The 23,450-nt window shown below is 50.6% G+C and carries 24 protein-coding genes; 7 read left to right on the top strand and 17 right to left on the bottom strand.

Annotated features, from left to right (window positions below; translation table 11 throughout):
- Positions 1 to 82: 82 nt before the first annotated feature.
- A complete protein-coding gene (locus KDM87_RS04310) occupies positions 83 to 2,746 on the bottom strand; it encodes a TonB-dependent receptor (RefSeq protein WP_230407565.1) in 2,664 nt (887 codons plus the stop codon).
- 506 nt (positions 2,747 to 3,252) lie between these two features.
- Between KDM87_RS04310 and KDM87_RS04305 the strand changes: the two genes are divergently transcribed.
- A complete protein-coding gene (locus tag KDM87_RS04305; RefSeq protein WP_186896545.1) occupies positions 3,253 to 3,624 on the top strand; it encodes a hypothetical protein in 372 nt (123 codons plus the stop codon).
- Between the two features lie 143 nt (positions 3,625 to 3,767).
- On the opposite strand, the gene lnt is transcribed toward KDM87_RS04305, so the two are convergent.
- The 7 genes from lnt to KDM87_RS04270 all read right to left on the bottom strand — a co-directional run bounded on the left by lnt (position 3,768) and on the right by KDM87_RS04270 (position 10,790).
- The gene (lnt, locus tag KDM87_RS04300; RefSeq protein WP_230407564.1) at positions 3,768 to 5,363 is read right to left on the bottom strand and encodes an apolipoprotein N-acyltransferase; all 1,596 of its coding nucleotides are present in this window, start codon (positions 5,361 to 5,363) and stop codon (positions 3,768 to 3,770) included.
- Positions 5,364 to 5,370: 7 nt separating this feature from the next.
- Complete coding sequence (locus KDM87_RS04295; protein WP_212677882.1) at positions 5,371 to 6,249, bottom strand: HlyC/CorC family transporter; 879 nt, start codon at positions 6,247 to 6,249, stop codon at positions 5,371 to 5,373.
- A gap of 220 nt (positions 6,250 to 6,469) precedes the next feature.
- Positions 6,470 to 7,360 carry an ion channel gene (locus KDM87_RS04290; RefSeq protein WP_212677881.1) on the bottom strand — a complete coding sequence of 297 codons (891 nt, stop codon included), beginning with the start codon at positions 7,358 to 7,360 and terminating at the stop codon, positions 6,470 to 6,472.
- An 8-nt stretch (positions 7,361 to 7,368) separates the two neighbouring features.
- Positions 7,369 to 7,836 carry an rRNA maturation RNase YbeY gene (gene ybeY, locus KDM87_RS04285; RefSeq protein ID WP_212677880.1) on the bottom strand — a complete coding sequence of 156 codons (468 nt, stop codon included), beginning with the start codon at positions 7,834 to 7,836 and terminating at the stop codon, positions 7,369 to 7,371.
- Positions 7,820 to 8,902, bottom strand: coding sequence for a PhoH family protein (locus KDM87_RS04280; protein ID WP_212677879.1), 1,083 nt, complete (start codon positions 8,900 to 8,902; stop codon positions 7,820 to 7,822). The genes ybeY and KDM87_RS04280 overlap by 17 nt, the downstream gene beginning before the upstream one ends.
- Positions 8,899 to 10,239: a tRNA (N6-isopentenyl adenosine(37)-C2)-methylthiotransferase MiaB gene (gene miaB, locus KDM87_RS04275; RefSeq protein ID WP_212677963.1), complete on the bottom strand. Its 1,341-nt coding sequence runs from the start codon at positions 10,237 to 10,239 to the stop codon at positions 8,899 to 8,901. Before miaB ends, KDM87_RS04280 begins: the two co-directional genes overlap by 4 nt.
- Positions 10,240 to 10,406: 167 nt before the next feature.
- A complete protein-coding gene (locus tag KDM87_RS04270; RefSeq protein WP_212677878.1) occupies positions 10,407 to 10,790 on the bottom strand; it encodes a hypothetical protein in 384 nt (127 codons plus the stop codon).
- Positions 10,791 to 11,080: 290 nt separating this feature from the next.
- On the opposite strand from KDM87_RS04270, the gene KDM87_RS04265 reads away from it, so the two are divergent.
- Both KDM87_RS04265 and KDM87_RS04260 read left to right on the top strand, forming a co-directional pair.
- Positions 11,081 to 11,590, top strand: coding sequence for a flavin reductase family protein (locus tag KDM87_RS04265; protein ID WP_212677877.1), 510 nt, complete (start codon positions 11,081 to 11,083; stop codon positions 11,588 to 11,590).
- 6 nt (positions 11,591 to 11,596) lie between these two features.
- Entirely contained in the window at positions 11,597 to 11,857 is a 261-nt protein-coding gene (locus tag KDM87_RS04260) for a SemiSWEET transporter (RefSeq protein WP_212677876.1), read from the top strand.
- A 40-nt stretch (positions 11,858 to 11,897) separates the two neighbouring features.
- Here the strand turns inward: KDM87_RS04260 and KDM87_RS04255 are convergent, their stop codons facing one another.
- From KDM87_RS04255 to KDM87_RS04215, 9 genes are all read right to left on the bottom strand, one after another.
- On the bottom strand, positions 11,898 to 12,935 hold the full coding sequence (locus KDM87_RS04255) for an L-threonylcarbamoyladenylate synthase (protein WP_212677875.1): 1,038 nt from the start codon (positions 12,933 to 12,935) through the stop codon (positions 11,898 to 11,900).
- A complete protein-coding gene (locus KDM87_RS04250) occupies positions 12,932 to 14,149 on the bottom strand; it encodes a 5-(carboxyamino)imidazole ribonucleotide synthase (protein ID WP_212677874.1) in 1,218 nt (405 codons plus the stop codon). Before KDM87_RS04250 ends, KDM87_RS04255 begins: the two co-directional genes overlap by 4 nt.
- 370 nt (positions 14,150 to 14,519) lie before the next feature.
- A complete protein-coding gene (gene purE / locus KDM87_RS04245) occupies positions 14,520 to 15,017 on the bottom strand; it encodes a 5-(carboxyamino)imidazole ribonucleotide mutase (RefSeq protein ID WP_212677873.1) in 498 nt (165 codons plus the stop codon).
- A gap of 1 nt (position 15,018) precedes the next feature.
- Positions 15,019 to 15,915, bottom strand: a complete 897-nt coding sequence (locus tag KDM87_RS04240) for a phosphoribosylaminoimidazolesuccinocarboxamide synthase (protein WP_212677872.1) — start codon at positions 15,913 to 15,915, stop codon at positions 15,019 to 15,021.
- Between the two features lie 89 nt (positions 15,916 to 16,004).
- Positions 16,005 to 17,069 (bottom strand): class II fructose-bisphosphate aldolase, encoded by a 1,065-nt coding sequence (gene fba / locus KDM87_RS04235; RefSeq protein ID WP_212677871.1) that lies wholly within the window; start codon positions 17,067 to 17,069, stop codon positions 16,005 to 16,007.
- Between the two features lie 43 nt (positions 17,070 to 17,112).
- Positions 17,113 to 18,546 carry a pyruvate kinase gene (gene pyk, locus KDM87_RS04230; RefSeq protein ID WP_212677870.1) on the bottom strand — a complete coding sequence of 478 codons (1,434 nt, stop codon included), beginning with the start codon at positions 18,544 to 18,546 and terminating at the stop codon, positions 17,113 to 17,115.
- A 67-nt stretch (positions 18,547 to 18,613) separates the two neighbouring features.
- Positions 18,614 to 19,807 (bottom strand): phosphoglycerate kinase, encoded by a 1,194-nt coding sequence (locus KDM87_RS04225; RefSeq protein WP_212677869.1) that lies wholly within the window; start codon positions 19,805 to 19,807, stop codon positions 18,614 to 18,616.
- A gap of 190 nt (positions 19,808 to 19,997) precedes the next feature.
- Positions 19,998 to 20,321 carry an AzlD domain-containing protein gene (locus tag KDM87_RS04220; protein ID WP_186896532.1) on the bottom strand — a complete coding sequence of 108 codons (324 nt, stop codon included), beginning with the start codon at positions 20,319 to 20,321 and terminating at the stop codon, positions 19,998 to 20,000.
- Positions 20,318 to 21,046 (bottom strand): AzlC family ABC transporter permease, encoded by a 729-nt coding sequence (locus KDM87_RS04215; protein WP_212677868.1) that lies wholly within the window; start codon positions 21,044 to 21,046, stop codon positions 20,318 to 20,320. Before KDM87_RS04215 ends, KDM87_RS04220 begins: the two co-directional genes overlap by 4 nt.
- A gap of 126 nt (positions 21,047 to 21,172) precedes the next feature.
- Between KDM87_RS04215 and KDM87_RS04210 the strand changes: the two genes are divergently transcribed.
- Genes KDM87_RS04210 through KDM87_RS04195 form a run of 4 tightly spaced genes read left to right on the top strand, consistent with a single transcriptional unit; the run spans position 21,173 to position 23,392 of the window.
- The gene (locus tag KDM87_RS04210) at positions 21,173 to 21,373 is read left to right on the top strand and encodes a zinc-finger domain-containing protein (protein ID WP_212677867.1); all 201 of its coding nucleotides are present in this window, start codon (positions 21,173 to 21,175) and stop codon (positions 21,371 to 21,373) included.
- 15 nt (positions 21,374 to 21,388) lie between these two features.
- Positions 21,389 to 21,820, top strand: coding sequence for a YybH family protein (locus KDM87_RS04205; protein ID WP_212677866.1), 432 nt, complete (start codon positions 21,389 to 21,391; stop codon positions 21,818 to 21,820).
- 20 nt (positions 21,821 to 21,840) lie between these two features.
- Positions 21,841 to 22,803, top strand: coding sequence for a YheT family hydrolase (locus tag KDM87_RS04200; RefSeq protein WP_212677865.1), 963 nt, complete (start codon positions 21,841 to 21,843; stop codon positions 22,801 to 22,803).
- Positions 22,796 to 23,392, top strand: a complete 597-nt coding sequence (locus KDM87_RS04195) for a DUF2946 family protein (protein WP_212677864.1) — start codon at positions 22,796 to 22,798, stop codon at positions 23,390 to 23,392. Before KDM87_RS04200 ends, KDM87_RS04195 begins: the two co-directional genes overlap by 8 nt.
- The last annotated feature ends 58 nt before the right edge of the window (positions 23,393 to 23,450 follow it).

The raw sequence follows: 23,450 nt of genomic DNA, 5'->3' as shown, positions 1-23,450 counted from the left end.
ATAACAACCATGCTGAAAAACCCTTCTCCGGCATGCGTCAGAGAAGGGTCAGATTCACTACAGTGTTGAATTTCCGGGGCAATTACATTTTGTAATTGATACCGACAAACATCTGGCGACCATACTTCTGGTAGCCGCGTGGACGATCAGGCGAACCGGAATACGTCTGGAACGCGGTATCGGTCAGATTATTCACCTGGAACAGCAACGATGCACCTTTCGCAAATCCACTGGAGAAATCATAGCCAAGTTGCAGATCGACGACATTATCCGCCTTCACAAAGGTCAACTCGTTCTGTCCACCGGGACCACCGATTTCGCCAACGAAATCGCTACGGCGGCGCTGGCTGATACGTGCAGAGTAGCCGTTCTTTTCATAGTAGGCCGTAATATTTGCAACGCTCTTCGACAGGCCTGGCAAAGGCACGCTCTGACTACCGAAACGGCTGTCTTTGATAGAGATAGCGCTGTTCGTCAACGACAGATTGGCTGTCAATCCAAAGCCATCTAATACCGGAGTCAACAAATCCAATGGCAGAGATGCCGCTAGTTCCAGACCTTCGAGCTTACCGCCCTGACCATTGATAGGCTGGGTAAATGTACCAATGTTTGTCGTCGCACCTGCAATATTCATGGCCGAGAAATCATAAGGTGTCGTTTGCTTGTAGATATATGATTTCAGGTTTTTATGGAATATTGCTGCAGATACATAGGCTTTCTTGCCGAAGTATTTTTCGTAAGAGAGATCGATGTAGTCTGCCTTCCATGGATCAAGCTGCGCATTACCACCGTTACCGCTCGGTGTTCCGGTTTTGCCGTTAGACAAACCGACTTCACGCGCCGCATTCAGCTCATCGAGCTTAGCGCGGGCGATCGATTTACCGATACCAAAACGGATTACCTGATCACCAGGCAAATTAGCCGCCAGATTCACGCTAGGTAAAACGTCGGTATAAGTTTTACCATCAGTGATAGGCACCAGCGCAGCGATAGGCCAAGACAACAAAGCATTCGATGTCGAGGACTGATCAGTACGCACGACCTGCGCACCAACATTACCCGACAAAGGAATATTCGACACCATGGTTTCCAGATTCAGCTTCGCATAACCGGTCGTGACTTTTTCTGTAAGTGACCAGTTTTTCGTCGCGCCCCATGGATTCAGGACTGCGGCTTTGTAGGGGCCGAAATTAGAAGACAAAACGCCCGGAATATCCCAGCTCAGCGTGCTTGGTAAGCCAATAAAACTGAGGTCCTGAGGGTTGTACAAAACGCTGGGAGAAAACGACCCTGTGCCGATTTTATCGAAGCCGGTTTCCAGATGCTCTTTCGTCTTTTCACGTTTGGAATAATTCACGCCGACTTCTGCACTAGAGATAAAGCCATCGGTGAAATCGCGCTTCAGGCTGAAACGGATGGAATTGAGCTTGTCACTCAACGATGGAACATTCACGTAACCATCACCATATTTGCCGCCTATGCTGATCGCAGAAGGATCAGAAAGACTATCCGCAAAAGTAAAGGTAGGAATGTCACGTCCATTCAGATAATTGTAGGCAATATTCCCTGCGCTGCGACCAGAGTTGATCTCTATGAGTTTTTCATGAATGTTTGCCGATGAATGGCTGAAATCGGCAACGGCAGTCCATTGATCAACGGTGAATTTATTATTCCAGCCAAATGCTTTGATATCACTCTCTTTGGTGAACCAGTTATTCCGGATCACAGGGCTGGCGTTGATCGTACCGCCAACGGCGAGTCCGTTCACAATATTCAGGTTAGAGAAATTCGCACCGGACCAGCTTTCCAATGGCACTTCCACGCCACGGCGAATTTCATTTTGTGACAGCTTGGAATAGTAAGTATCCAGCGTCGAAATGAAATTTTTCGATGGCCGCCATTCGAGTACGCCGATCACGCCATCACGTTTGGAATTACCTGTAATGGCCAGACCCTTCACACCTTGCGGTGCTTTAACGCCTGCAGGAACGCCGTTATTTCCTTCAACCCAGTTCCAGGTTTCAAAGAAATTATTGACGTTCGGTTTATCGCTGTGCGCGACGCCGACAGCCAGACCGATGGTACGGTTCGCAAACTGATCAATGTAGGATGCGCTGAAACGATTGCCGGTACTTGGAGCGCCCGGGCTTTCGCTGCCGAGAGAATTTTTCTCGCCACGTGCATTGAGGGAAATAGTGCGTCCGCCAAATGCCAGCGGCTTCACGGTCTGCAGATCAACCGTGCCTGACAAACCTTGTCCGACCAGAGATGAATCTGCAGTTTTATAGACAGTCACGCCATTAATCAGTTCGGAAGGATACTGGTCATATTCAACCACACGACTGGCGCTGGTGCTGGCTTGTTCGCGGCCATTCAGTGTGACCGTCGACAAATCGCCGGAGGTGCCGCGGATACTGATTTGTTGTGCCTGACCATTTACACGTTGCGCGGATAAACCTGGCAAGCGGGCAATCGATTCGGCGATGCTGGTATCGGGCAATTTGCCGATATCTTCAGCAGAAATCGCTTCGACGATGGAATTGGAATTTTTTTTCACACTGATCGCATCTTCGATACCTTTGCGTATACCGGTAACAACGACAGTGTTTTCTGCAGTCTGCTGCGCATGTGCAATACCGGTCAGACTCAAGACCAACACTGCACAACCTGCCGCAACAGGACTCAACTTAAAACCCGGGCGCGCAAAATCCTGCCCATGCTCGCGCTTCTGCATAGCGTGCTTCATTTAATGTCCCCTCACTCTTATATTTGACCTACACCTCAGGAGTGATACTTTGTTTCAAAGTGCACTCAGAACCCAACGTTCCGAAAACAATTTTGTACTAAAACTAGATTATTTGTCAAACGGAGACTACAAAAAACTACTTCAACTCTCAAATTCAAGAGAAAACTGAGAGTAGATAAGGTATTGCCTCGTTGCGTTTCTTCCACAAAAAACAAATTAGCAAATGTAGTTCAACTACTTTCCGCGATTTATTTCTCGTTTAGCTAAGTTATCGCAAATTGACTTAGCACATGCTCCAGCAATGGACTGACACCGAAAAATTTGAATTCCATGATTCCGGGGCAAAACCGGGAAAGTGGGTGGTGCTATGATATATTCCCATTCGAAAATATCTCTGCCAGACTGGTGCGGCGCATGCCCGTTGATCTGGGGATATTGGCAATAATTGCAGTAAATATCGTCGCTGACAGCTTCAGTTCAGCGACATCCCGAAAAAGAAAGCCACAATGAATCACAAATTAAGTATTGATGAATACGATGCTCTGGAACAGATCAGCAAACTGCCTAAAAACGTTAAACCTAACGCCTGCATAGGCAGAAACACGAAACGTCTGACCGGCATCAAACTGGTCGCGTACCGTAAGGACGGCAGCCTGGAACTCACTGAGAATGGTCGTCAGGTTTTGTTCATCAAACAATGTATCGATGGTCTGCGTGCCATTGCCAATGACGCTGGAACCAAGCTGTCCGGGCCTGTTGCTATATTTCTGGAAAAAAAGGGACACATACAAATCAATCCCGAATCCGGACTGCATGAAATCAGTCAGCGCGGTAAAGAATGCCTGGCCGATATAGAAACCAACAGCAAGAAAGCCTGATTCGCTGCGAAATTGCAATGACGCAGTAAGGTATCAGAAGGATGAAGTTACTCAAAAAAATGCTGCCCGTTTTAACAAATCGGCGGCATTTTTTATTTCAAAATCTACAGTGCTTACAGACAGCGCGTCAGCGCGTCAGGGCGTCAGGACTCTCGCTGACATAAACGCGCAGACCTGCGGGTCAAATAAGCTGCAAGTATCAGACCGCACAGTGCCAGCAACATCACGAGCGCATTACCCCAACGTATATACGGCGTCACGCCTTGCCGCCCCTGTACTGTCGCCTGCAATATCCCCTGCTGCAGGTAGGGCAGTTGCGCTACCAACCGCCCACCAACGTCAATCACCGCCGTCGCACCAGTATTTGTCGCCCGCAGCATAGGACGCCCTGTTTCCAGAACGCGCATCATGGAAAACTGCAAATGCTGAGGGATCGCAATCGAATCACCGTACCATGCCATATTCGAGACATTCAGCAACAGGCTGGCAACGTTTTTACCTGAACTGTTTTGTGAAGCCAGTTGTGCTGCGATTTCGTCTCCAAACAGATCTTCATAACAGATATTCGGCAATACAAACTGATCCCTTACCTGCATCGGTGCCTGTATCACATTCCCCTTAGTAAAGTCACCTAAAGGAATATGCATGAGATCAACAAACCAACGAAAACCGAAAGGAATAAATTCACCGAAAGGCACCAGATGATGTTTGTCATAGCGATAGGCTTGCTGCTCATAAGATGGCGAGAAACCTAAAACGCTGTTCGCATAGCGACTGCCGCCGTCGTGTGCGGCTACACCGAGCACCACTGCACTCTGATTTTTTTGTGCAAACGCATTAATGGTGGGTAAATAATCCGGCGGCAATTGCGATGACAACATCGGCAATGCCGTTTCCGGTGTGACGACCAGATCCGCTTTCGATTGCAGTATCAGATCATGGTACAAATGCAGAGAATCATTCAGGTGATCCTGATCGAATTTTTTATCCTGTTCAACATTGCCCTGTATCAGATTGATAGTCAGAGGCTGGCCCTGGGGCTGAGTCCATGCGATCGTGCGCAGATACTGACCGCCACCAAACAGCACGATGACAGTGACAGGAATCAACAAGCGCACATGCCTGCTGTCCGTAAAGATCATCAAACTTAATCCACCTGCGCAGAGGGCGACGAGCCAGCCCAGCCCGAGAACGCCAAGCACAGGCGCATAGCCAGCAAGCGGACTGGCAGTATGTGCATAGCCGATAATTGCCCACGGAAAGCCAGTGAACAAGTAGCCACGCAGCCATTCGCTCAGCAACCATAAAGCAGGAAATAACAATACGGCACAGATTGTGGAATTGACTTGCCAACGTTGCCGCAGCCAGACTAGCGTTGCCGCACACAAAGCGGCAAACAACGCCAGATAGGATGCCAGTAAGGCAAGCGCAATAACAGCAAGAAAGATTGGCATGCCACCATAACGCGTCATCGCGACTAACAACCAGCTGGTTGCAGTAAACAGGCTGGCGAAGCTGAATACCCACGCCAGCACGGCAGACTGGCGAATAGAAAATGCCTGCTGTCCTGGCCGGAGCAGCAAAGAAGCGAATAAGGTCATGCTCAGCAATTGCCCCAGCCAGAAACCGAATGGGGCAAAGGCCGCAACGGTCACCACGCCCGCCAGCGCCATCACCAGCAGCACTGAACGGAAAGACAAAGTGGAAAGCAAAACCGCTGGTGACAATCGTTTCAGCAAACCAGCCTCATTCTTTCAACAAGTTTGCTGGCCGCTGCTCCACCTGCAAAATCTGCACCTCAACGGCATCGGCACGTAATACCTCAAAATGTAAATTACCGATTTCAAACTCATCGCCTTTATGCGGTACTTGTCCGAGATGGCGTATCAGAAAATCACCGATACTTTCCAACTCATTACCCGGCATATGCACACCGAGAACACTGTTGAACTGCTCAAGCTCAGTCAGACCTTTGATGCGCCAGCGTTTGCCATTACCTTTATTTTCCAGCGCCAGAATATTGTCTTCTTCTTCATCGAAATCATATTCATCGTCAATGTCGCCGACGATTTGTTCCAGCACATCTTCAATCGTAATAACACCGGCGACGCCACCATATTCATCAACCACCATCGCCATGTGATTATGGTTGGCACGGAAGTCGCGCAACAGGACATTCAGACGCTTTGATTCAGGTATGTAAATAACGGGGCGCAGCATATCCCGCACATCAAACACTTCTTCTGCGTAATAGCGGAGCAAATCCTTCGCCAGCAGAATCCCGACCACTTTTTCCGGATCACCATCAATCGCAGGGAAACGCGAATGCGCCGTACGCAATACTTCCGGCATCCATTCTTCCAGCGGGCGGGAAATATCGACAACGTCCATTTGCGCGCGTGGCACCATGATATCGCGAGCTGAAAGATCAGATACCTGGAATACGCCTTCTATCATTGCCAGTGCATCAGCATCGATCAGATTGCGTTCTTGTGCATCGGTCAGAACTTCTAACAGTTCAGCGCGATTTTCAGGTTCGGGGGATATGAATGCGGTCAATCGTTCAAACAATGACCTGTGGGGTTTAAGGTCAGTTGATCTGACCTTACTAGAGTGCTCTTGCATAGGAGGCGTGACGCCGTTGTTTCAATCCTACAGAATACAACAAATACGCCTGATTCCAAAATTTTGTTAAGGCGTTCAGATTGTTATTTCACAAAAAGACGGCTATCCGATGGGTATTAAATGTCTACTAAAGAGCCACCAAATAGCAATTGACGAGATTTACATTAAAGCCGGTCTGCATTGCACATGCCGGCAAAATACGACAACACACGACAATAAATCAGCGTATGTCATCCAGATTCTCGGATTCATGGAATTTTGCATAATGCAAATGCGGCGTATCACCGTGAAACTTTAAGATATCCACATAGCGATGATTCCAGCGTATCGATGAACACGGATAATAATGACGCGCCCTCTGGCTCTGATTCGTCATTTCATCCAGTCCCTCTATGCTCAGCACCAATGCCGCATTGAGTTCATTCAGTTGTTCTTTGGTATAACCGTACAAAGGACTGGACTCGTCGATCACATGTATCACCGTCCACCCCAGACTAAAGATAGGATGATGGTCGCGCTCCAATTCCAGATCAAGAATTTTACGGAAGCTGCCAGTCTCGGGCGAAGCATGGTTTTTGACCAGACGCAGCTTTGCTGATGCTTCACTGATGATATTCATGCGGGCATTCGCCAGCCGTATCATCAGCAATCGTCGCCCGTCAACCATGTGGCAAACCGGGTGATCGGCAAAAATAATATTCGAGCGCGGACGCGAAAAGCGCGCAAACATCACACCTGTCGTCAATGCCACACTGGCCATGCCGATAAATATTTCCACAGACGAAATCACATGCGCATACACTGTTTGCGGATGCATATTGCCGTAACCGACCGTCGCCAGTGTCTCTACGCTGAAGAAAAAATATCCGAGAAAATTATCCGGGGTCAGATTCGCGACAGGATGATCGCCAAGCGCATACAAACCGGCAAACACCATATTGAAAATCAGATACACCACTGCCGCAGCGAAAAAAAACATCGTCCAGCTCGATGTCATCGCATAAAAATAAATGTCCTGCAGATAATGTCGGTCGAGACCAAAAGCGACAACATCACGACCGCCCATACTGATACGGCGGCCATGATGCGGGTGAGAGCGCGGCATTTTCATACTGAAGCTCAGTCTTGATAAGGATTGGCAAGACCTAAACCGGCGAGAATGGTGATCTCCAGTGCTTCCATCTCTTCGGCTTCTTCATCTGTCTCATGATCATAACCCTGTGCATGCAGCACACCATGAACAATCAAATGCTGCGCATGCTCGACGACGGATTTTTTCTGTTCGCTGGCTTCGCGCTGCAACACGTCGGTACACAGAATGATATCGGCCTGAGTAACTTCTGCATCCTCATCTTCGGTGTACGCAAACGTCAGCACGTTGGTCGCATAATCTTTACCGCGATAATCGCGATTCAATATCTGCCCTTCCTCCGCATCGACAAATCTTAAAGTCAGTTCTGCCGGAAAATATAAAGCAGCCTGTACTGTTTTACGCAACAAAGGGCGCGGCAATATTGCTTGCAAGCGCGGGTCTGCGTATTGAACTGATAAGCTCAGTTTATGTTTGGAATTACTTTTTTCGGCCATGATGTACAGAACTGAATTGAGTCGTATTTTTTAATAAACCGAGTGCCGCGCTCTGGGCAGTGGTACCGGCATTCGCCGTTTCGTAAGCATCAACAATACGCCCGACCAAAGGATGGCGGACAACATCGGTGCTGGTGAATTGTGTGAAAGCGATACCACGCACGTCTTTCAGTACCTGGCAAGCATCGATCAGGCCACTTTTCTGACCACGCTGCAAATCCACCTGCGTGACGTCACCGGTGACAACGGCTTTGCTACCAAAGCCGATACGGGTCAGGAACATTTTCATTTGTTCCGGTGTGGTGTTCTGTGCCTCGTCGAGAATAATGAAGGCGTGATTCAAGGTGCGACCGCGCATATAAGCCAGTGGCGCAATTTCTATCGCCTGTTTCTCAAACATTTTTTGAGTGCGGTCGAAACCTAACAAGTCGTACAAGGCATCGTACAAAGGGCGCAAATACGGATCAACCTTTTGCGCCAGATCACCCGGTAAGAAACCCAGACGCTCACCGGCCTCAACCGCAGGGCGCGTCAGAATAATCCGTTTAACAGCGTCGCGTTCCAACGCATCCACCGCGCATGCAACGGCGAGATAAGTCTTACCGGTACCGGCAGGGCCAATGCCAAATGTAATATCGTGTTCGACCACCGCCCGCAGATACTGGGTCTGGTGCGGTGTTCTGCCACGCAGATCACTACGGCGGGTTTTCAGCACAGGGCTTTCAAGTTCACCAGAGTTTATTTCTTCCGGCGATTCTTCCAGCGCTGCCAGCGTCGGCGTTTTATGGTTATGATGCGCCGTTTGCTCAACTAAGGCCAACTGCACTTCATCCACCGATACCGGCTTTTTCGCCACTTGATAAAACTGTTCCAACAAGGCCAACGCCCGTTCAGCGTTATGTCCGCTGATAATGAATTTTTCACCGCGACGGAAAATCGTCACATCCAGCGCAGCTGAAATCTGACGCAAGTTTTCGTCCAGCGGGCCGCATAAATGGGCTAGGCGGGTGTTATCCAGCGGTTGTGGAATGAAATGAGAAACAGGCACCGGAGTCTTTGCCATCATGCAGTCACAGTCTCGTCGATCAATTCACCACGCAAGGAATAATTATAGGATTCGGTAATGCGCGTATTTACCAGCGTGCCGATCAATTCTTTGCCGCCGGCAAAATTGACTACCCGATTATTTTCTGTGCGCCCTTGCAACTCGTTCGGGTCTTTGACCGAAGGCCCATCCACCAGAATGCGTTGCACGGTACCTATCATCGCGTTACTGTATTTCTTGGTATTCGCATCAATTACCGCCTGCAAAGTCTGTAAGCGGCGTAACTTCAGTTCCGCAGGCGTGTCATCGGCCAGATTGGCCGCTGGCGTACCCGGGCGCGGGCTGAAAATAAAGCTGAAGCTGTTATCGAAACCGACATCATCTATCAGCTTCATCAGGGCATTGAAATCCTCATCTGTCTCACCAGGGAAACCGACGATAAAATCAGACGAGACCGACATCTCAGGCCGCACCTGCTTCAAACGGCGCAGCACAGATTTATATTCGATTGCGGTATAGCCACGCTTCATCGCTGACAAAATACGGTCTGATCCGTGTTGTGCAGGAAGGTATAAGTGGTTCACCAGTTTCGGCACTTTTGCGTAGCAATCGATCAGTCGCTGAGTAAATTCTTTCGGATGGCTGGTCACGAAACGAATCCGTTCTATCTGCGGAAATTCAGCTACATATTCAATCAGCAAGGCAAAGTCAGCAATCTCGCCATCTTCCATCACGCCACGGTAGGCATTCACGTTCTGACCCAGCAGGGAAATTTCTTTAACGCCCTGCGCAGCGAGACCGGCCACCTCAGCCAGCACATCATCAAAACGACGTGACACTTCTTCGCCACGGGTATACGGCACCACGCAGTAACTGCAATATTTGCTGCAGCCTTCCATAATAGAAACGTAGGCCGTGGCACCTTCCACCTTCGCCGGTGGCACGTGATCAAATTTTTCAATTTCTGGAAAACTGATATCGACTTGCGAGCGGCCGGACAAGCGGCGGGCATCGATCAGTTGCGGCAAGCGGTGCAGCGTCTGCGGGCCAAATACGACGTCAACATAAGGCGCGCGTTTGATGATGGCATCGCCTTCCTGCGAGGCGACACAGCCGCCGACACCGATCAGCAGCTCAGGTCTTTTACGCTTGAGTTCACGCAAACGACCCAAGTCCGAAAACACTTTCTCGGACGCTTTCTCACGCACGCTGCAGGTGTTCAGCAGAATCACATCAGCGTCATCAGGCGTATCGGTTTTTACCATGCCATCGGCGGCATTCAACACGTCTGCCATTTTGTCTGAGTCATACTCATTCATCTGGCAGCCGAAGGTTTTAATAAATACTTTTTTTTGCATCATTTTTTTCTGTAAAACAGCCTGCTTTCTGAATATGAACAACGCCGCAGGCGATAACCGGATTCCGGCTGTAGTCGATCATGCACAAACTCATCTCGCGGGAAAACCGATTCGCATTCTCGAACAAAGCGACATCTGCTGACAGCAAGAAGACAGCTGGTGGAACCTTACTTAATTTCCGGATTTTTAAATGGTATCGGTGCCCAGACTTCTGGCTTGGGTAATTGTTTCGGCATCTCATCCGATGTCAGTATCCAGACCTTATCAATATCACCGAAAGAATTCTCCGTGTAATTCACCACAATTTTTGGCGCATCCAGTGTCGAAGCCAGCACGATCAGATTATCCGCGTTGTATATGCGGCTGGACGGTGCCAGGTAGCGCGGCTTTCCATTCAAACGGATATCCGGATACGAGGACATATCGAGTTCACCACGCATGGTATTCGGTGGAAACTGACGTTGCGTCACGCCTTGTGCAAAAACTGAACATGTCAGACCGAACAAGATCAGTAATAAACTGAGGCGATGGCAAATTGTAGTCAGGAACATAGTTATCACTTCATTCAAAGATAAGACCGATGCAAAATTAGGCAGACTGGGCATAGCGACGACGGCTATGCACTGAGAGTAATCCGAAGCGATCAAGCTGCCGGAGCCATTTTTTGCAAGTCTTAAGATAAAATAAAAAAACCAAAAGAATCAATTACTTAAAGTATGAATCCAGATTCTGACAAGGGCGCAAGTTTACCACAGTCGCCCGCCCCGAGAGGGAATACCTGTCACAGATCAACGGCCATAGCAAAATCTGGGATAATGTCGCAAAAATTGATGGATGACTGATGCATACCCGCTCTCCCCGCGCCGAAAAACGTGATTTTGATACCCGCCACTTCCGCCACGCCCTGTCTCAGTTTGCGACCGGCGTAACAGTCATTACCACCAAGCTGGCAAACGGACAGTTTCTCGGCCTCACTGCCAGCTCATTCAATTCTGTTTCACTCGAGCCGCCACTCGTTTTATGGAGCCTCGGTAACGCCGCCAATAGCATGCCTGTGTTCAGTGGCAATTCACATTACGTGGTTAACGTACTATCCGACCAACAGGCGTGGCTGGCGGAACAGTTTGCCAGTCGTAAAACCGACAGGTTCGAGGGCGTCGAATACACCCTGTCGCGTACCGGTCATCCTATCCTGAAAGGCGCCTCTGCCTGGTTTGAATGCCATAACCGCAGCCGCTATCCCGAAGGGGATCACGTCATTTTTGTTGGCGAAGTTGAACATTGCGAATTCACACAACAGGCGCCGCTGATTTTCCACGGTGGCCAGTTTATCCACGCATCCGCCAAATAAGCAGCTATGGCGACACTGACATCCGACATGATCGGCTATATCGCCGCCTGCCTGACCACCAGTGCCTTTGTGCCACAAGCCTGGTTAACCTGGCAACATAAACGTGCGGAAGGCGTTTCCACCGGCATGTATCTGATCATGGTTTGCGGCGTGCTGATGTGGATGGTCTATGGAATACTATTACATGCCTGGCCCATCATCATCGCGAATGCAGTAACGCTGGCACTGGCGATGTTTATTCTGGTGATGAAAATTATCTATAAATAAATCGCGCCAATACCAAAAACGCCCAACTCAGGCCATCAACTCAGGCTTGCAGTATTTTCTGTAAAACATCACGTGAATCAAACGCGGCGCGTCGCAAGCGGTCATTCACACCCAGCCATTCCTTATCCTGAGGTATCGCTGCTACCAGAATCAGATCAGCATGGGCATGATCCAGTTCACGCAAACCGGCATACAAATCATGGGCGTAACCAGCAGCATCTGCCGGTAACTGCCGTATTGCCAGCGCCACGATTCCGGGATGTGACTGGTAACTCAGCAAAGCGATCGTTTTCCCTCTGGCCTGCAATTGCGCAGCAACATTATCCAAATCAGCAAGCGCCACCTGCACCACCGGTGTTTGCGGCGCGTAATGGGCATCAAGGGTGCCGGAAGCGCGCGGCGCAGCGGCATCAGGGCTGGCAGGTGTCACGCCCAGCACTTCGGCTAGCTGCGCGCTACTGATCTGCCCCGGGCGCAGCAATACGGGGCCGTGCGTCGCCAGGCGGCTCAGATCAACGATCGTCGATTCAATTCCGACCTCGCTCTGACCACCGTCAAGCACAGCGGCAATCAGGCCGCCGGGTAAAATTTCCTGCATAAATTCCTCGGTCACATGCTGCGCCAGAGTCGGGCTGACATGACCAAACTTGTTTGCTGAAGGGGCGGCAACACCGCCTTTGCCATTTTTAAAAGCACGCAATAATTGTTGCGCCACAGGATGCGAAGGACAGCGTATGCCGACCGTATCCTGTCCACCGGAAACCGCATCCGGAATATGATCAGCGCGTTTTAAAATCAGCGTCAGCGGGCCCGGCCAGAATGCGGCGATCAATTGATCTGCTTCGTGCGGAATATTTTTTGCCCAATAACGGATATCGGCACCGGGAGCAACATGCACGATCACAGGATGATCCGATGGACGCCCCTTGGCTTTATAAATATCAGCGACTGCGGCCGGATTTTCGGCATCGGCCCCGAGCCCGTAGACGGTTTCAGTCGGAAATGCGACCAGACGACCAGCCTCCAGCGCCAGCGCTGCTGTGGCAATGGCGTCGGGTGTTGATGCCACTACATTCATGCCTGCTCCGGTGCTGCCAGACCTAAAATGCCGCAGGCCTGATGTAACGCCGCCCGCGCTTGTTCCATCGTTGGCGCAACAAAAGTGATGTGTCCCATCTTGCGCGCACGCCGTGCTTCCGTCTTACCATACAAGTGCAAGTGCGCGCCCGGTATTGCGAGTATCTGATCCCAGGCGGGTTCGCGTGGTGTGTCGCTGTTACCGCTGAACCAGACATCACCAAGAATATTCAGCATCGCTGCAGGGGAATGCAAACGCACATCGCCCAACGGTAACTGTGCGAGCGCACGAACCTGCTGTTCAAACTGGCTGGTGACGCAGGCATCAATCGTATAATGGCCGCTGTTATGTGGGCGCGGTGCCATTTCGTTGACAACCAGTGTGCCATCGGTCAGCACAAAAAATTCTATGCACAGCACGCCGACATAACCAAGCTCTTCAATAATCGTCAATGCCGCTTTTTGCGCAGCGCCAGCGACATCGGCAGACACGCTCGGGCTCGGCGCCAGCGTCGTGAACAGGATGCCATCGCGGTGCACGTTTTCGGCGATAGGGTAAACCACGGCCTGACCATCGACACCTCGTGCGACCAGAACCGAAATTTCATACGCGAGTGGCAGCATTTTCTCAAGCACACAGGGCTGACCGCGCATGCTGACAAGCGCCGCCGCCAGTTCTTCGCGATTACGGACACGCGCCTGACCTTTGCCGTCATAACCAAGACGCACCGTTTTTAAAATACCAGGCAACAAATCGTCTTTTGCACTGATCACGTCTTCCTTACGTGAAATGCCCCAGTGCGGCGTCGGAAAAATACCGGTGCGCAGACTGCAACGGGTGAAAAAGCGTTTTTCTATCAGCCTGTCTTGCGCAATCGACACGCAATCGCCGGAAGGAGACACGAAACCGTCGTAAGCCAGTTCCTTCATGCTGTCAGCCGGGACGTTTTCAAATTCCGTGGAAATATGTTTCGTCAATGCCAGCAAGGCCTTCAGACCTTCGGGGCTATCGTAGTCGGCCTGCACATGATGTTCGGCGACTTGCGCAGCAGGGCAACCGGCCTCAGGCTCCAGCACGGCAACCTTGTAACCCATGGCCTGTGCGGCATGCGCAAACATGCGACCCAGCTGACCGCCGCCCATAATGCCGAGACAGCTTTTATCTGTATTGGGTAACAGGGCTTGTCGAGGACGTACTTGTTTGTCGATATTCATGATGTCTGTCTGAAAGTGACGCGATGACTGTGCATCGCCAACGATTACGAGAATAAGGTGGGGAAAATCACATACTCCCCCCTGAAAATGCAAAAAACCAGCTAATGTCGGCAAAAATAAAGGGGGTTAAAAAATACCCCCCCGGAGTATATAAAGCGACTGATGCGACCGCTGACTAAGGTCAGTCTGATTCAATGGTCCGATCAGACTGTATAGTCTGAATGGCCTGAATTAAGCGACTTACTACGCCGACTATCTACAAATGAAGCAAAAATAGCCGGATCAAAACGCTGCGCGAGAGAAATTATCTCTGACAAACCATCCCTCGCGGCAACTCTGATGATGAGCAATGGCTATGCTTGCTCTATTTTCAGACTGGCAACACCATGTCCCGTGCGACTTGCGTCTGTCTGGCACGAAAATCGATCAGCTTTTGCGCTAATGTCTCATCACTGGTCGCCAGCATTGCCACCGCCGCCAGCGCCGCATTCGCCGCACCAGCCTCACCGATTGCAAATGTCGCTACCGGTATGCCTTTTGGCATCTGTACGATAGACAGCAATGAATCTTCACCGCGCAGGTATTTGGATGGCACAGGCACACCAAACACCGGCACGATGGTTTTTGCAGCAATCATGCCGGGCAAATGTGCTGCGCCGCCAGCGCCAGCGATAATGGCACGAATGCCGCGTGCGCGCGCTGTTTCCGCATAACTGAACATTTCATCCGGCATACGGTGTGCAGACACCACCTGAGCTTCAAACGGAATACCGAATTCCTTCAGAATGGCGACGGCGTTTTGCATCACGTCCCAATCGGAAGAGGAACCCATCACGACGCCCACTACGACTTTATTCGCTTGCGTCATGTTATGCCTTCAAAGTCTCGCCAGTCAGGCGCTCCAGCGCTTCACGGTATTTCGCCGCGGTCTTCTGGATCACGTCTTCCGGTAATGCCGGTGCAGGTGCGGTTTTATTCCAGCTGGTGATCGTTTCCAGATAATCGCGTACAAATTGTTTGTCAAACGATGGCGGTGAAATGCCGGTCGCGTACGAATCTGCAGGCCAGAAACGCGAAGAATCCGCCGTCAGCACTTCGTCCATCAGGTGCAGGACACCATTGTCATCCAGACCGAATTCAAACTTCGTGTCAGCGATGATAATGCCGCGTGTTGCCGCGTAGTCTGCCGCCTCGGTGTACAGCTGAATACTGATATCGCGGATTTTTGCAGCCAGTTCTTTACCGATTAACTCTTCTGTTTTTGCAAAACTGATGTTCTCGTCATGCTCGCCCATTTCCGCTTTTGCCGCAGGTGTAAAAATCGGTGCTGGCAGTTTGGCAGCTTGTGGCAAACCGGCAGGCAAGCTGATACCGCAAATCGCGCCAGTGTCCTGATAATCCTTCCAGCCGGAACCGATGATATAACCACGCACCACCGCTTCCACCATAATCGGTTTCAGACGTTTTGCGACGACCGAACGGCCGCGCACCTGCGCGACTTCATCGGCAGCCACCACGCTCTCAGGCGCGATGCCGGTCAGATGATTCGGCACGATATGACCGAGCTTTTCAAACCAGAAATTCGCCATCTGATTCAAGACGCGGCCTTTATCCGGAATCGGTTCATTCATGATGACATCGAATGCCGATAAACGATCGCTGGTGACGATCAGCAATTTGTCGTCGCCGACAGCGTAGTTATCACGAACTTTGCCACGACCTAATAATGGCAGCGAATGAAGAGTGGAATTAATTTGGGTAGTCATGATTTTTTTCAGCACCTCACGGCGCAACAATTTTGATTCAGCAAAAATGCGCAGGGCGCATACTCTGCGCCCTGAGATATGACGTCAGCTTAGTTGACGATCTGCGACAACGCGCCTTTTTTGTATTGCTCAGCAACTTTTTCGAGTGGCATAGGCTTGATCTTCGCGGCCTGACCTTCGCAGCCGAAAGACAGATAACGCGCTTTGCATACCAGTTTTGCCGCTTCGCGTGCCGGTTTCAGGTAATCACGTGGATCAAATTTGCCCGGATTTTCAAACATGTGACGACGAATCGCACCTGTCATCGCCAGACGGATGTCAGTGTCGATATTAATTTTACGCACGCCATTCTGAATACCGATCACGATTTCTTCCACTGGCACGCCGTAAGTTTCTTTCATGTCGCCACCGAACTGACGGATTTCTTCGAGTAATTCTTGCGGCACAGAAGAAGAACCGTGCATCACCAGATGGGTATTAGGAATGCGCGCGTGGATTTCTTTGATGCGGTCAATCGCCAGAATATCGCCAGTTGGCTTGCGCGAGAATTTATACGCACCGTGTGATGTACCAATCGCAATCGCGAGTGCATCACATTGAGTTTGTTTCACGAAATCAGCGGCTTGCTGCACGTCTGTCAGCAATTGTTCGCGCGTCATTTTGCCATCCGCACCGTGACCGTCTTCCTTGTCGCCCATCATGGTTTCGAGCGAGCCGAGTACGCCGAGTTCGGCTTCGACTGTCACACCGATGGAGTGGGAAAATTTCACTACTTCACGTGACACTTCCACGTTGTATTCATAGCTGGCAACCGATTTACCGTCTTCCATCAGTGAACCATCCATCATCACGGAAGTGAAGCCGGATTTAATCGCCGCCATACACACAGCTGGCGATTGTCCGTGATCCTGATGCATGACCACAGGAATATGCGGATACGCTTCAACCGCAGCTTCGATCAGGTGGCGCAGAAATGCTTCACCGGCATACTTACGGGCACCGGCAGACGCTTGCATGATCACAGGCGCGCCAACTTCATTGGCGGCTTCCATAATCGCGGTAACTTGTTCCAGATTATTGACGTTGAACGCTGGTAAACCGTAGCCGTTTTCGGCGGCGTGGTCCAGCAATTGACGCATGGATACGAGAGGCATAATTAACTCCAGAAGTACTATTAAAAAATTTAACCTGGCAAACTCAGTTGTCGCCGACTTTCACTATTTTCATTGCGTTGGTGCCGCCGACCTGCCCCATAGGTTCGCCCCAGGTCACGACGATCTTATCGCCCTGACTGACGAAACCTTTTTTCAGCAAAACAGCTTCTGCTGCTTTCAACACGGCATCGCGATCCGTTGAGTACGGCGAATTGAATGTGCTGACATTGCGGTACAGCGCGACTTTACGCTGGGTGACAATACTCGGCGTCAACGCAAACAAAGGTACATTAATGCTGTGGCGGCTCATCCACAAAGCCGTGGAGCCAGATTCTGTTAAAGCGACGATCGCTTTAACACCCAGATGATGCGCCGTAAATAACGCACCATACGCAATCGACTGATCAATACGGGTAAACGCCAGATTCATAAAATCAGAATCGAGCTTGGATTCCTGAAATTTCTCGGCATCAAGACAAATGGCCGACATGGCTTCCACCGTCTCGACCGGATATTTACCTGAAGCCGTTTCGGCCGATGCCATCACTGCGTCTGTGCCATCCAGTACCGCATTAGCGACGTCGGACACTTCAGCACGCGTCGGCACCGCATTCACGATCATGGACTCCATCATCTGGGTCGCGGTAATCGCCAGTTTATTTGATGCGCGCGCCATCTTGATCATGCGCTTTTGCAACGCAGGCACAGCGGCATTACCAACTTCAACCGCCAGATCACCACGCGCCACCATGATGCCATCGGAGGCATCGAGAATTTCCTGCAATGCCGGGATCGCCTCTGAACGCTCGATCTTGGCAATCATCATCGGCTTGTGATTATAGGCTTCACCAGCAATATTCGATAAGTGCCGCGCCATTTCCATATCCGTCGCATTTTTCGGAAACGAAACGGCGACGTAATCAGCCTGAAAGGACATCGCTGTCTTGATGTCTTCCATGTCTTTCACCGTCAACGCTGGCGCCGTCAGACCACCGCCCTGACGATTAATTCCTTTATTGTTCGACAGCTCACCGCCAATTTTGACGACGGTGTGAATCTCATTCCCGGCGATCCGTTCAACTTGCAGCACGATCAGGCCATCGTTGAGCAACAAAATATCGCCTGCACGCACATCGCGTGGCAAGGCTTTATAGTCCAGTCCGACGCGTTCCTGATTACCGATACTGCAATCGGCATCCAGAATGAATTTATCGCCATCAGCAACCACAATGCGCGTATTTTCAAACTTGCCGATACGGATTTTAGGCCCCTGCAAGTCTGCCATGATCGCGACTTCACAACCACATTCAGCCGCCGCCTGACGTACCATCGCGGCACGGTCAATATGATCCTGCGCCTTACCATGAGAAAAATTCAGGCGTACTACATTTACGCCCGCCTTAATCATGCGTTTGAGAGTGGCCACATCGTTAGACGCGGGGCCTATGGTGGCGACGATCTTGGTTGCACGCAGCATCTGGTCTCCTGAATTATTTTTTATAAGATGAAGCTAAACGATGATCAAGCTTCGCAGCAAAACACTCTTATTTCGCCGCGCGTTGCAACAGTATCTCAACCGCTGGCAAAGTCTTGCCCTCCAAAAACTCGAGGAAAGCGCCACCACCGGTAGAAATATAACCAACACGATCGGCTATGTTGTATTTTGCAATGGCTGCCAGTGTATCGCCACCACCGGCAATCGAGAACCCTGCGGAATCCGCAATGGCCTGTGCCAGCACCTTAGTACCGTTACCAAACTGATCGAATTCAAACACGCCGACCGGACCGTTCCAGACGATAGTGCCAGCTTTTTTGATTTGCTCTGCCAGCAGCGCCGCGGTCACCGGACCGATATCCAGAATCATGTCGTCATCGGCGACATCAGCAACGGCTTTTACCGTTGCCACTGCTGTCGGAGCAAATTCTTTTGCGCACACTACATCTGTCGGAATAGGTACGGAAGCGCCACGCTTTGCCATCATATCGATAATGGCTTTGGCTTCATCGACCAGATCCGCTTCTGCCAGAGATTTGCCAATTTTCAGACCAGAAGCCAGCATAAAGGTATTTGCAATACCGCCGCCGACAATCAGGTTATCAACTTTATCTGCAAGCGATTTGAGGATAGTCAGCTTACTGGAGACTTTGGAGCCTGCCACGATTGCAACCAGTGGGCGTGCCGGATGACCCAGTGCTTTGCCCAATGCATCTAATTCTGCGGACAACAAAGGACCAGCGCAGGCAATCGGCGCAAATTTTGCAATGCCGTGCGTTGTCGCTTCAGCGCGATGTGCTGTACCAAACGCATCGTTCACGTACACATCGCACAACGCTGCCATTTTCTGCGCCAGCGCATCGTCATTTTTCTTTTCACCTTTGTTGACGCGGCAGTTTTCCAGCAATACCACCTGACCAGGAGCGACATCAACGCCGTCTACCCAGTTTTGCTTCAGCGTTACAGGTACCCCCAACAACTCGGCCAAGCGCACGGCAACGGGTGCCAGCGTATCTTCAGGCTTGAACTCACCTTCCGTCGGACGTCCGAGATGGGACGTCACCATGACAGCCGCCCCCGCTTGCAATGCTTGTGCGATAGCAGGTACGGAAGCACGGATACGCGTATCTTCGGTGATATTCCCGTTATCGTCTTGTGGCACATTGAGATCGGCACGGATAAAAACACGTTTGCCTTGAAGCTGATTAGCTGCGATCAGATCGCTGAGTCGGTTGAATTGCATCGTTGTCTATGTGGCAAGGTTAAAAAGCAGTGTTCCGGCCAGCGTAAGCAACAGCAACGAGGTATTTCTTCACTGTTGCAGGTTTGAATCGATGCTGACGCGGATGAAACCGCTATTTTACCAAAGCCCCAGCGCCTGCTACAGCGTTTTCCGGCCTAATTGCATGCATACCAGTGACGTACGCGCGAATTCACAGATAAAGCCGTGCCAGCGTGAATACCAGCATGCCAAAAATGATGGTTTGCAGCATATCTTTACGAATCAGAAAAAAGACGGTAGCAAGTACGCCGGCAATCAAACGGGGATTATGCCAACTGACATCCAGTTGCGCGTTAGTCAGCAATAAATCCGGAACGATGATGGCAGCCAGCGCGCAGGCTGGCGCATAGCGCAGGGCTTCCTGTACGCGCTTGGGTAATTGAATCCGGTTCCCTGCCAGCCAAAAACTGCTTCTGGCGATAAATGTTGCCAGAAACAATAAAAAAATAACCATCCAAATATCAACGGCGCTCATCGCTTGCCCTCTACATTCTGCCGGTCTCGACGTGATTCGCGCCATTCATCGACCAACATTGCCGTCCCCATGCCTGCAATAACAGCAATTAACAACCCCAGCTTATACGGCACAGTAAATGCAAGTAGTGCAACAACACTGGCAACCAATACCCCGACTATCGCGGCATGGTTCATCATTAACGGCAACATGATGCAGAGAATCGCCAGCGTGCCAGCGAATCCCAGTCCCCAGCTCGCTGGCACCTGACTACCTAACAGAACACCAATCACGGAGCCGATTTGCCAGGAAGCCCAGTTAGGAAAAATCAGGCCTTTCAGATAGGCTAGCTTCCCTTTTGCATCAGCGAACTCAGGAAAACGCTGAATGAACAAAGTGACAGAAAAATCACCGGATAAATACCCGAGCCACGCACGGGTGCGCCACGGCAGGTGGGAAAAATGCGGAGACAAGAGCGCTGAAAAAATCACAAACCGCAAATTCACCACCAAGGCAGTCACAAAAATCACCCATAAAGGGGCATGCGCCGCAATCAGAGGCAGCGACGATAATTGCGCCGATCCGGCGAAGACGATCAGCGTCATTCCCAGAGCTTGCGGCACACTCAGCCCTGCCTTAATCATGGCGACACCGACCACCAGCCCCCATGCACCGACACCGAACCAGGTGGGCGCTCCCACTTTAAGCGCGGCTTTGGTCGCAGCTTGATCAGATTCAAATGACATGAGATTTTTTGCAATAGAAAAGTCCGCGATTTTACCGTTGAATCAAAAAGCACGCTGATCAGGCGACAGCAAGCGGCAGGAATCCGTTAAAATTCTCGTCTGGCGTTTTAACTTTATGGAATCATCATGACCACATCTAACACCGCGAATAACGTAGTCGAGCTGCAAGCCAAAGATTTGCCTGCCTATTGCCCTAACCCTGCGATGCCGCTCTGGTCTTCACATCCACGCGTTTTTCTGGATCTGTCGCATAGCGGCTCAGCAACCTGCTCATACTGCGGTACGCAATATAAATTAGCGCCTGGTACTGTCCTCAAAGGACATTGATCAGCACCATCAGCTATGCCAGCCAAAAAGCAATTTAACGGTAGTGCAGATGAAGCCGAGGCAGCATTTTATGCCGCCCTCGCCCGCGCCGATCTCGACGCACTGATGGCGCTCTGGGCGGATGACGAAGAAATCGTCTGCATTCACCCCGGTGCTCCGCGCCTGATCGGGCATGCAGCGATACGCACATCTTTTGAGACTATCTTTGAAAGGGGTAGCGTACAGATTCATCCAACACAATTGCATGCCACGCATACGATGGCGACAGCCGTACATAGCGTGATTGAACAAGTCACGAAAACCAGCGACGCGATGCCGGAAGTTCACATTCTGGCGACTAACGTTTATCTCAAAACACCGCACGGCTGGCGCATTACCATGCATCACGCCTCAGTTGCAGCGGGCAAAGCACCTCTGGATTTATTTAAAGCCAGTGTTCTGCATTGAAATTGTATTGAAATATTGAGATGAAATATCTGGCTCCAGCCTGGCTACCCGGCGGTCATTTGCAAACGATTTATCCGGCCACGTGCGTCAGCAAACCAGTGGTCAGCTTCCGCCGTGAACGCTGGCAGACGCCAGATGAAGATTTCATCGACGTTGACTTTATCGATGGCAAAGCGGGACAACCATTCGTTGTCTTGTTTCATGGGCTGGAAGGCTCGAGCGATAGCCACTATGCACGCGCGCTGATGGCGGCAGTTCAGGCACGAGGCTGGTCCGGTGCGATTCCGCACTTTCGCGGTTGTTCAGGTGAACTGAATCAGGCACCACGGTTTTATCATTCCGGCGATGCCGAAGAACTTGACTGGGTCATTCGTCGCCTGCATGCAAAGCATCGGAAAACAAATGCGGCCGCGCCCTTGTTCGTCGCTGGCGTATCCTTGGGCGGCAATGCCCTGTTACGCTGGCTGGGTGAGTCGCAGCAGCAGGCAGAAATTATTCATGCCGCCTGCGCGGTCTCTGCGCCACTAGATCTGACCCAAGGCGGTGCATCATTATCCAGCGGCATCAACATGCTGTACACCCGCATGTTTCTAAAAACACTGAAACCCAAATGCTTAAAAAAACTGGAACAATTCCCGGGATTGTTTGACAGGAATCGCTTACTTGAAGCAAAAAATTTATACGAATTTGATAATGTCGTCACCGCCCCCTTGCATGGTTATCTGGATACAGATGATTACTGGCACCGGGCCAGTGCAAAACATGTGCTGAACGACATTACTATTCCAACGCTGGTACTGAATGCTAAAAACGATCCGTTTCTTCCAGGCCGGTATCTGCCCTTGAATGCGGCGAATTGTGTGCAGCTCGACTATCCTGAGCATGGCGGGCACGTCGGTTTCGTCAATGGAAAAATCCCCGGCCAGCTTGACTGGCTGCCACAAAAAATTCTTCACTTTTTTGACAAGGCGACACATGGATGACATCGTCAAAGCAGCAATGGCAAAGTGGCCCGATGTGCCCGATTGTTATGGCTGGCTGGCATTGGATGCGCGCGGTAACTGGCGCATGCGCGATGCACGCTGCCAGGCACTGAATCTGCCGGGCGACATCATCCGCCATTCTGCGTTGACCAACTTCATCAACCGCAACTACACCGTTGATGAACGCGGCTGCTGGTTTTTTCAGAATGGGCCTCAACGAGTATATGTTGATTTGGAAACGACGCCGTATATTTTACGTACAGGCATACTGGGTATGCAGACACAAACGTCTGAAGCATTTACTGACATTGACCATGCATATATAGTTGAAGAAGGAAATATAGTATTCAGGTCTGGTCATCGGCTGGCGCAAATCGACGATAGAGATTTAGTCGAAGTATTACCTTGTATTTGGAGCGGAACAAAGCCGGCTGATGACGAAATGCTTACCAGCTGTCTGGATGAATGCAGTAATCCGATCGATCTCATGTTGCATTACAAAGAACTGAATATGCCTTTAAAAAAAGGCAAACTACAAAATTTACGCCAACTTTGCGGTATCCAGGCTCATCCTAGACCTGATGTCTAAAATTACAAACAACTTACTAGGCGCAAAAACATCGCAATAAAATTCAACTTACTGATGA

The sequence above is a fragment of the Cognatundibacterium rivi genome (genome assembly GCF_018139565.1).
In the GTDB taxonomy this organism is placed as follows: domain Bacteria; phylum Pseudomonadota; class Gammaproteobacteria; order Burkholderiales; family Burkholderiaceae_D; genus Undibacterium; species Undibacterium rivi.
Note: the sequence above shows the minus strand (reverse complement) of the source record. Positions and strands in the feature narration are given on the sequence as shown.

Coding starts and splice junctions, on each gene's coding strand:
- pyk (WP_212677870.1), bottom strand. CDS start 18,546: ATGCTGCGTGCAACCAAGATCGTCGCCACCATAGGCCCCGCGTCTAAC.
- KDM87_RS04265 (WP_212677877.1), top strand. CDS start 11,081: ATGCATACCCGCTCTCCCCGCGCCGAAAAACGTGATTTTGATACCCGC.
- KDM87_RS04295 (WP_212677882.1), bottom strand. CDS start 6,249: ATGCAAGAGCACTCTAGTAAGGTCAGATCAACTGACCTTAAACCCCAC.
- KDM87_RS04225 (WP_212677869.1), bottom strand. CDS start 19,807: ATGCAATTCAACCGACTCAGCGATCTGATCGCAGCTAATCAGCTTCAA.
- fba (WP_212677871.1), bottom strand. CDS start 17,069: ATGCCTCTCGTATCCATGCGTCAATTGCTGGACCACGCCGCCGAAAAC.
- miaB (WP_212677963.1), bottom strand. CDS start 10,239: ATGCAAAAAAAAGTATTTATTAAAACCTTCGGCTGCCAGATGAATGAG.
- KDM87_RS04240 (WP_212677872.1), bottom strand. CDS start 15,915: ATGACTACCCAAATTAATTCCACTCTTCATTCGCTGCCATTATTAGGT.
- KDM87_RS04280 (WP_212677879.1), bottom strand. CDS start 8,902: ATGATGGCAAAGACTCCGGTGCCTGTTTCTCATTTCATTCCACAACCG.
- purE (WP_212677873.1), bottom strand. CDS start 15,017: ATGACGCAAGCGAATAAAGTCGTAGTGGGCGTCGTGATGGGTTCCTCT.
- KDM87_RS04290 (WP_212677881.1), bottom strand. CDS start 7,360: ATGAAAATGCCGCGCTCTCACCCGCATCATGGCCGCCGTATCAGTATG.
- KDM87_RS04270 (WP_212677878.1), bottom strand. CDS start 10,790: ATGTTCCTGACTACAATTTGCCATCGCCTCAGTTTATTACTGATCTTG.
- KDM87_RS04305 (WP_186896545.1), top strand. CDS start 3,253: ATGAATCACAAATTAAGTATTGATGAATACGATGCTCTGGAACAGATC.
- KDM87_RS04205 (WP_212677866.1), top strand. CDS start 21,389: ATGCCAGCCAAAAAGCAATTTAACGGTAGTGCAGATGAAGCCGAGGCA.
- KDM87_RS04260 (WP_212677876.1), top strand. CDS start 11,597: ATGGCGACACTGACATCCGACATGATCGGCTATATCGCCGCCTGCCTG.
- KDM87_RS04210 (WP_212677867.1), top strand. CDS start 21,173: ATGACCACATCTAACACCGCGAATAACGTAGTCGAGCTGCAAGCCAAA.
- KDM87_RS04250 (WP_212677874.1), bottom strand. CDS start 14,149: ATGAATATCGACAAACAAGTACGTCCTCGACAAGCCCTGTTACCCAAT.
- KDM87_RS04310 (WP_230407565.1), bottom strand. CDS start 2,746: ATGAAGCACGCTATGCAGAAGCGCGAGCATGGGCAGGATTTTGCGCGC.
- KDM87_RS04195 (WP_212677864.1), top strand. CDS start 22,796: ATGGATGACATCGTCAAAGCAGCAATGGCAAAGTGGCCCGATGTGCCC.
- KDM87_RS04220 (WP_186896532.1), bottom strand. CDS start 20,321: ATGAGCGCCGTTGATATTTGGATGGTTATTTTTTTATTGTTTCTGGCA.
- KDM87_RS04215 (WP_212677868.1), bottom strand. CDS start 21,046: ATGTCATTTGAATCTGATCAAGCTGCGACCAAAGCCGCGCTTAAAGTG.
- ybeY (WP_212677880.1), bottom strand. CDS start 7,836: ATGGCCGAAAAAAGTAATTCCAAACATAAACTGAGCTTATCAGTTCAA.
- KDM87_RS04255 (WP_212677875.1), bottom strand. CDS start 12,935: ATGAATGTAGTGGCATCAACACCCGACGCCATTGCCACAGCAGCGCTG.
- KDM87_RS04200 (WP_212677865.1), top strand. CDS start 21,841: ATGAAATATCTGGCTCCAGCCTGGCTACCCGGCGGTCATTTGCAAACG.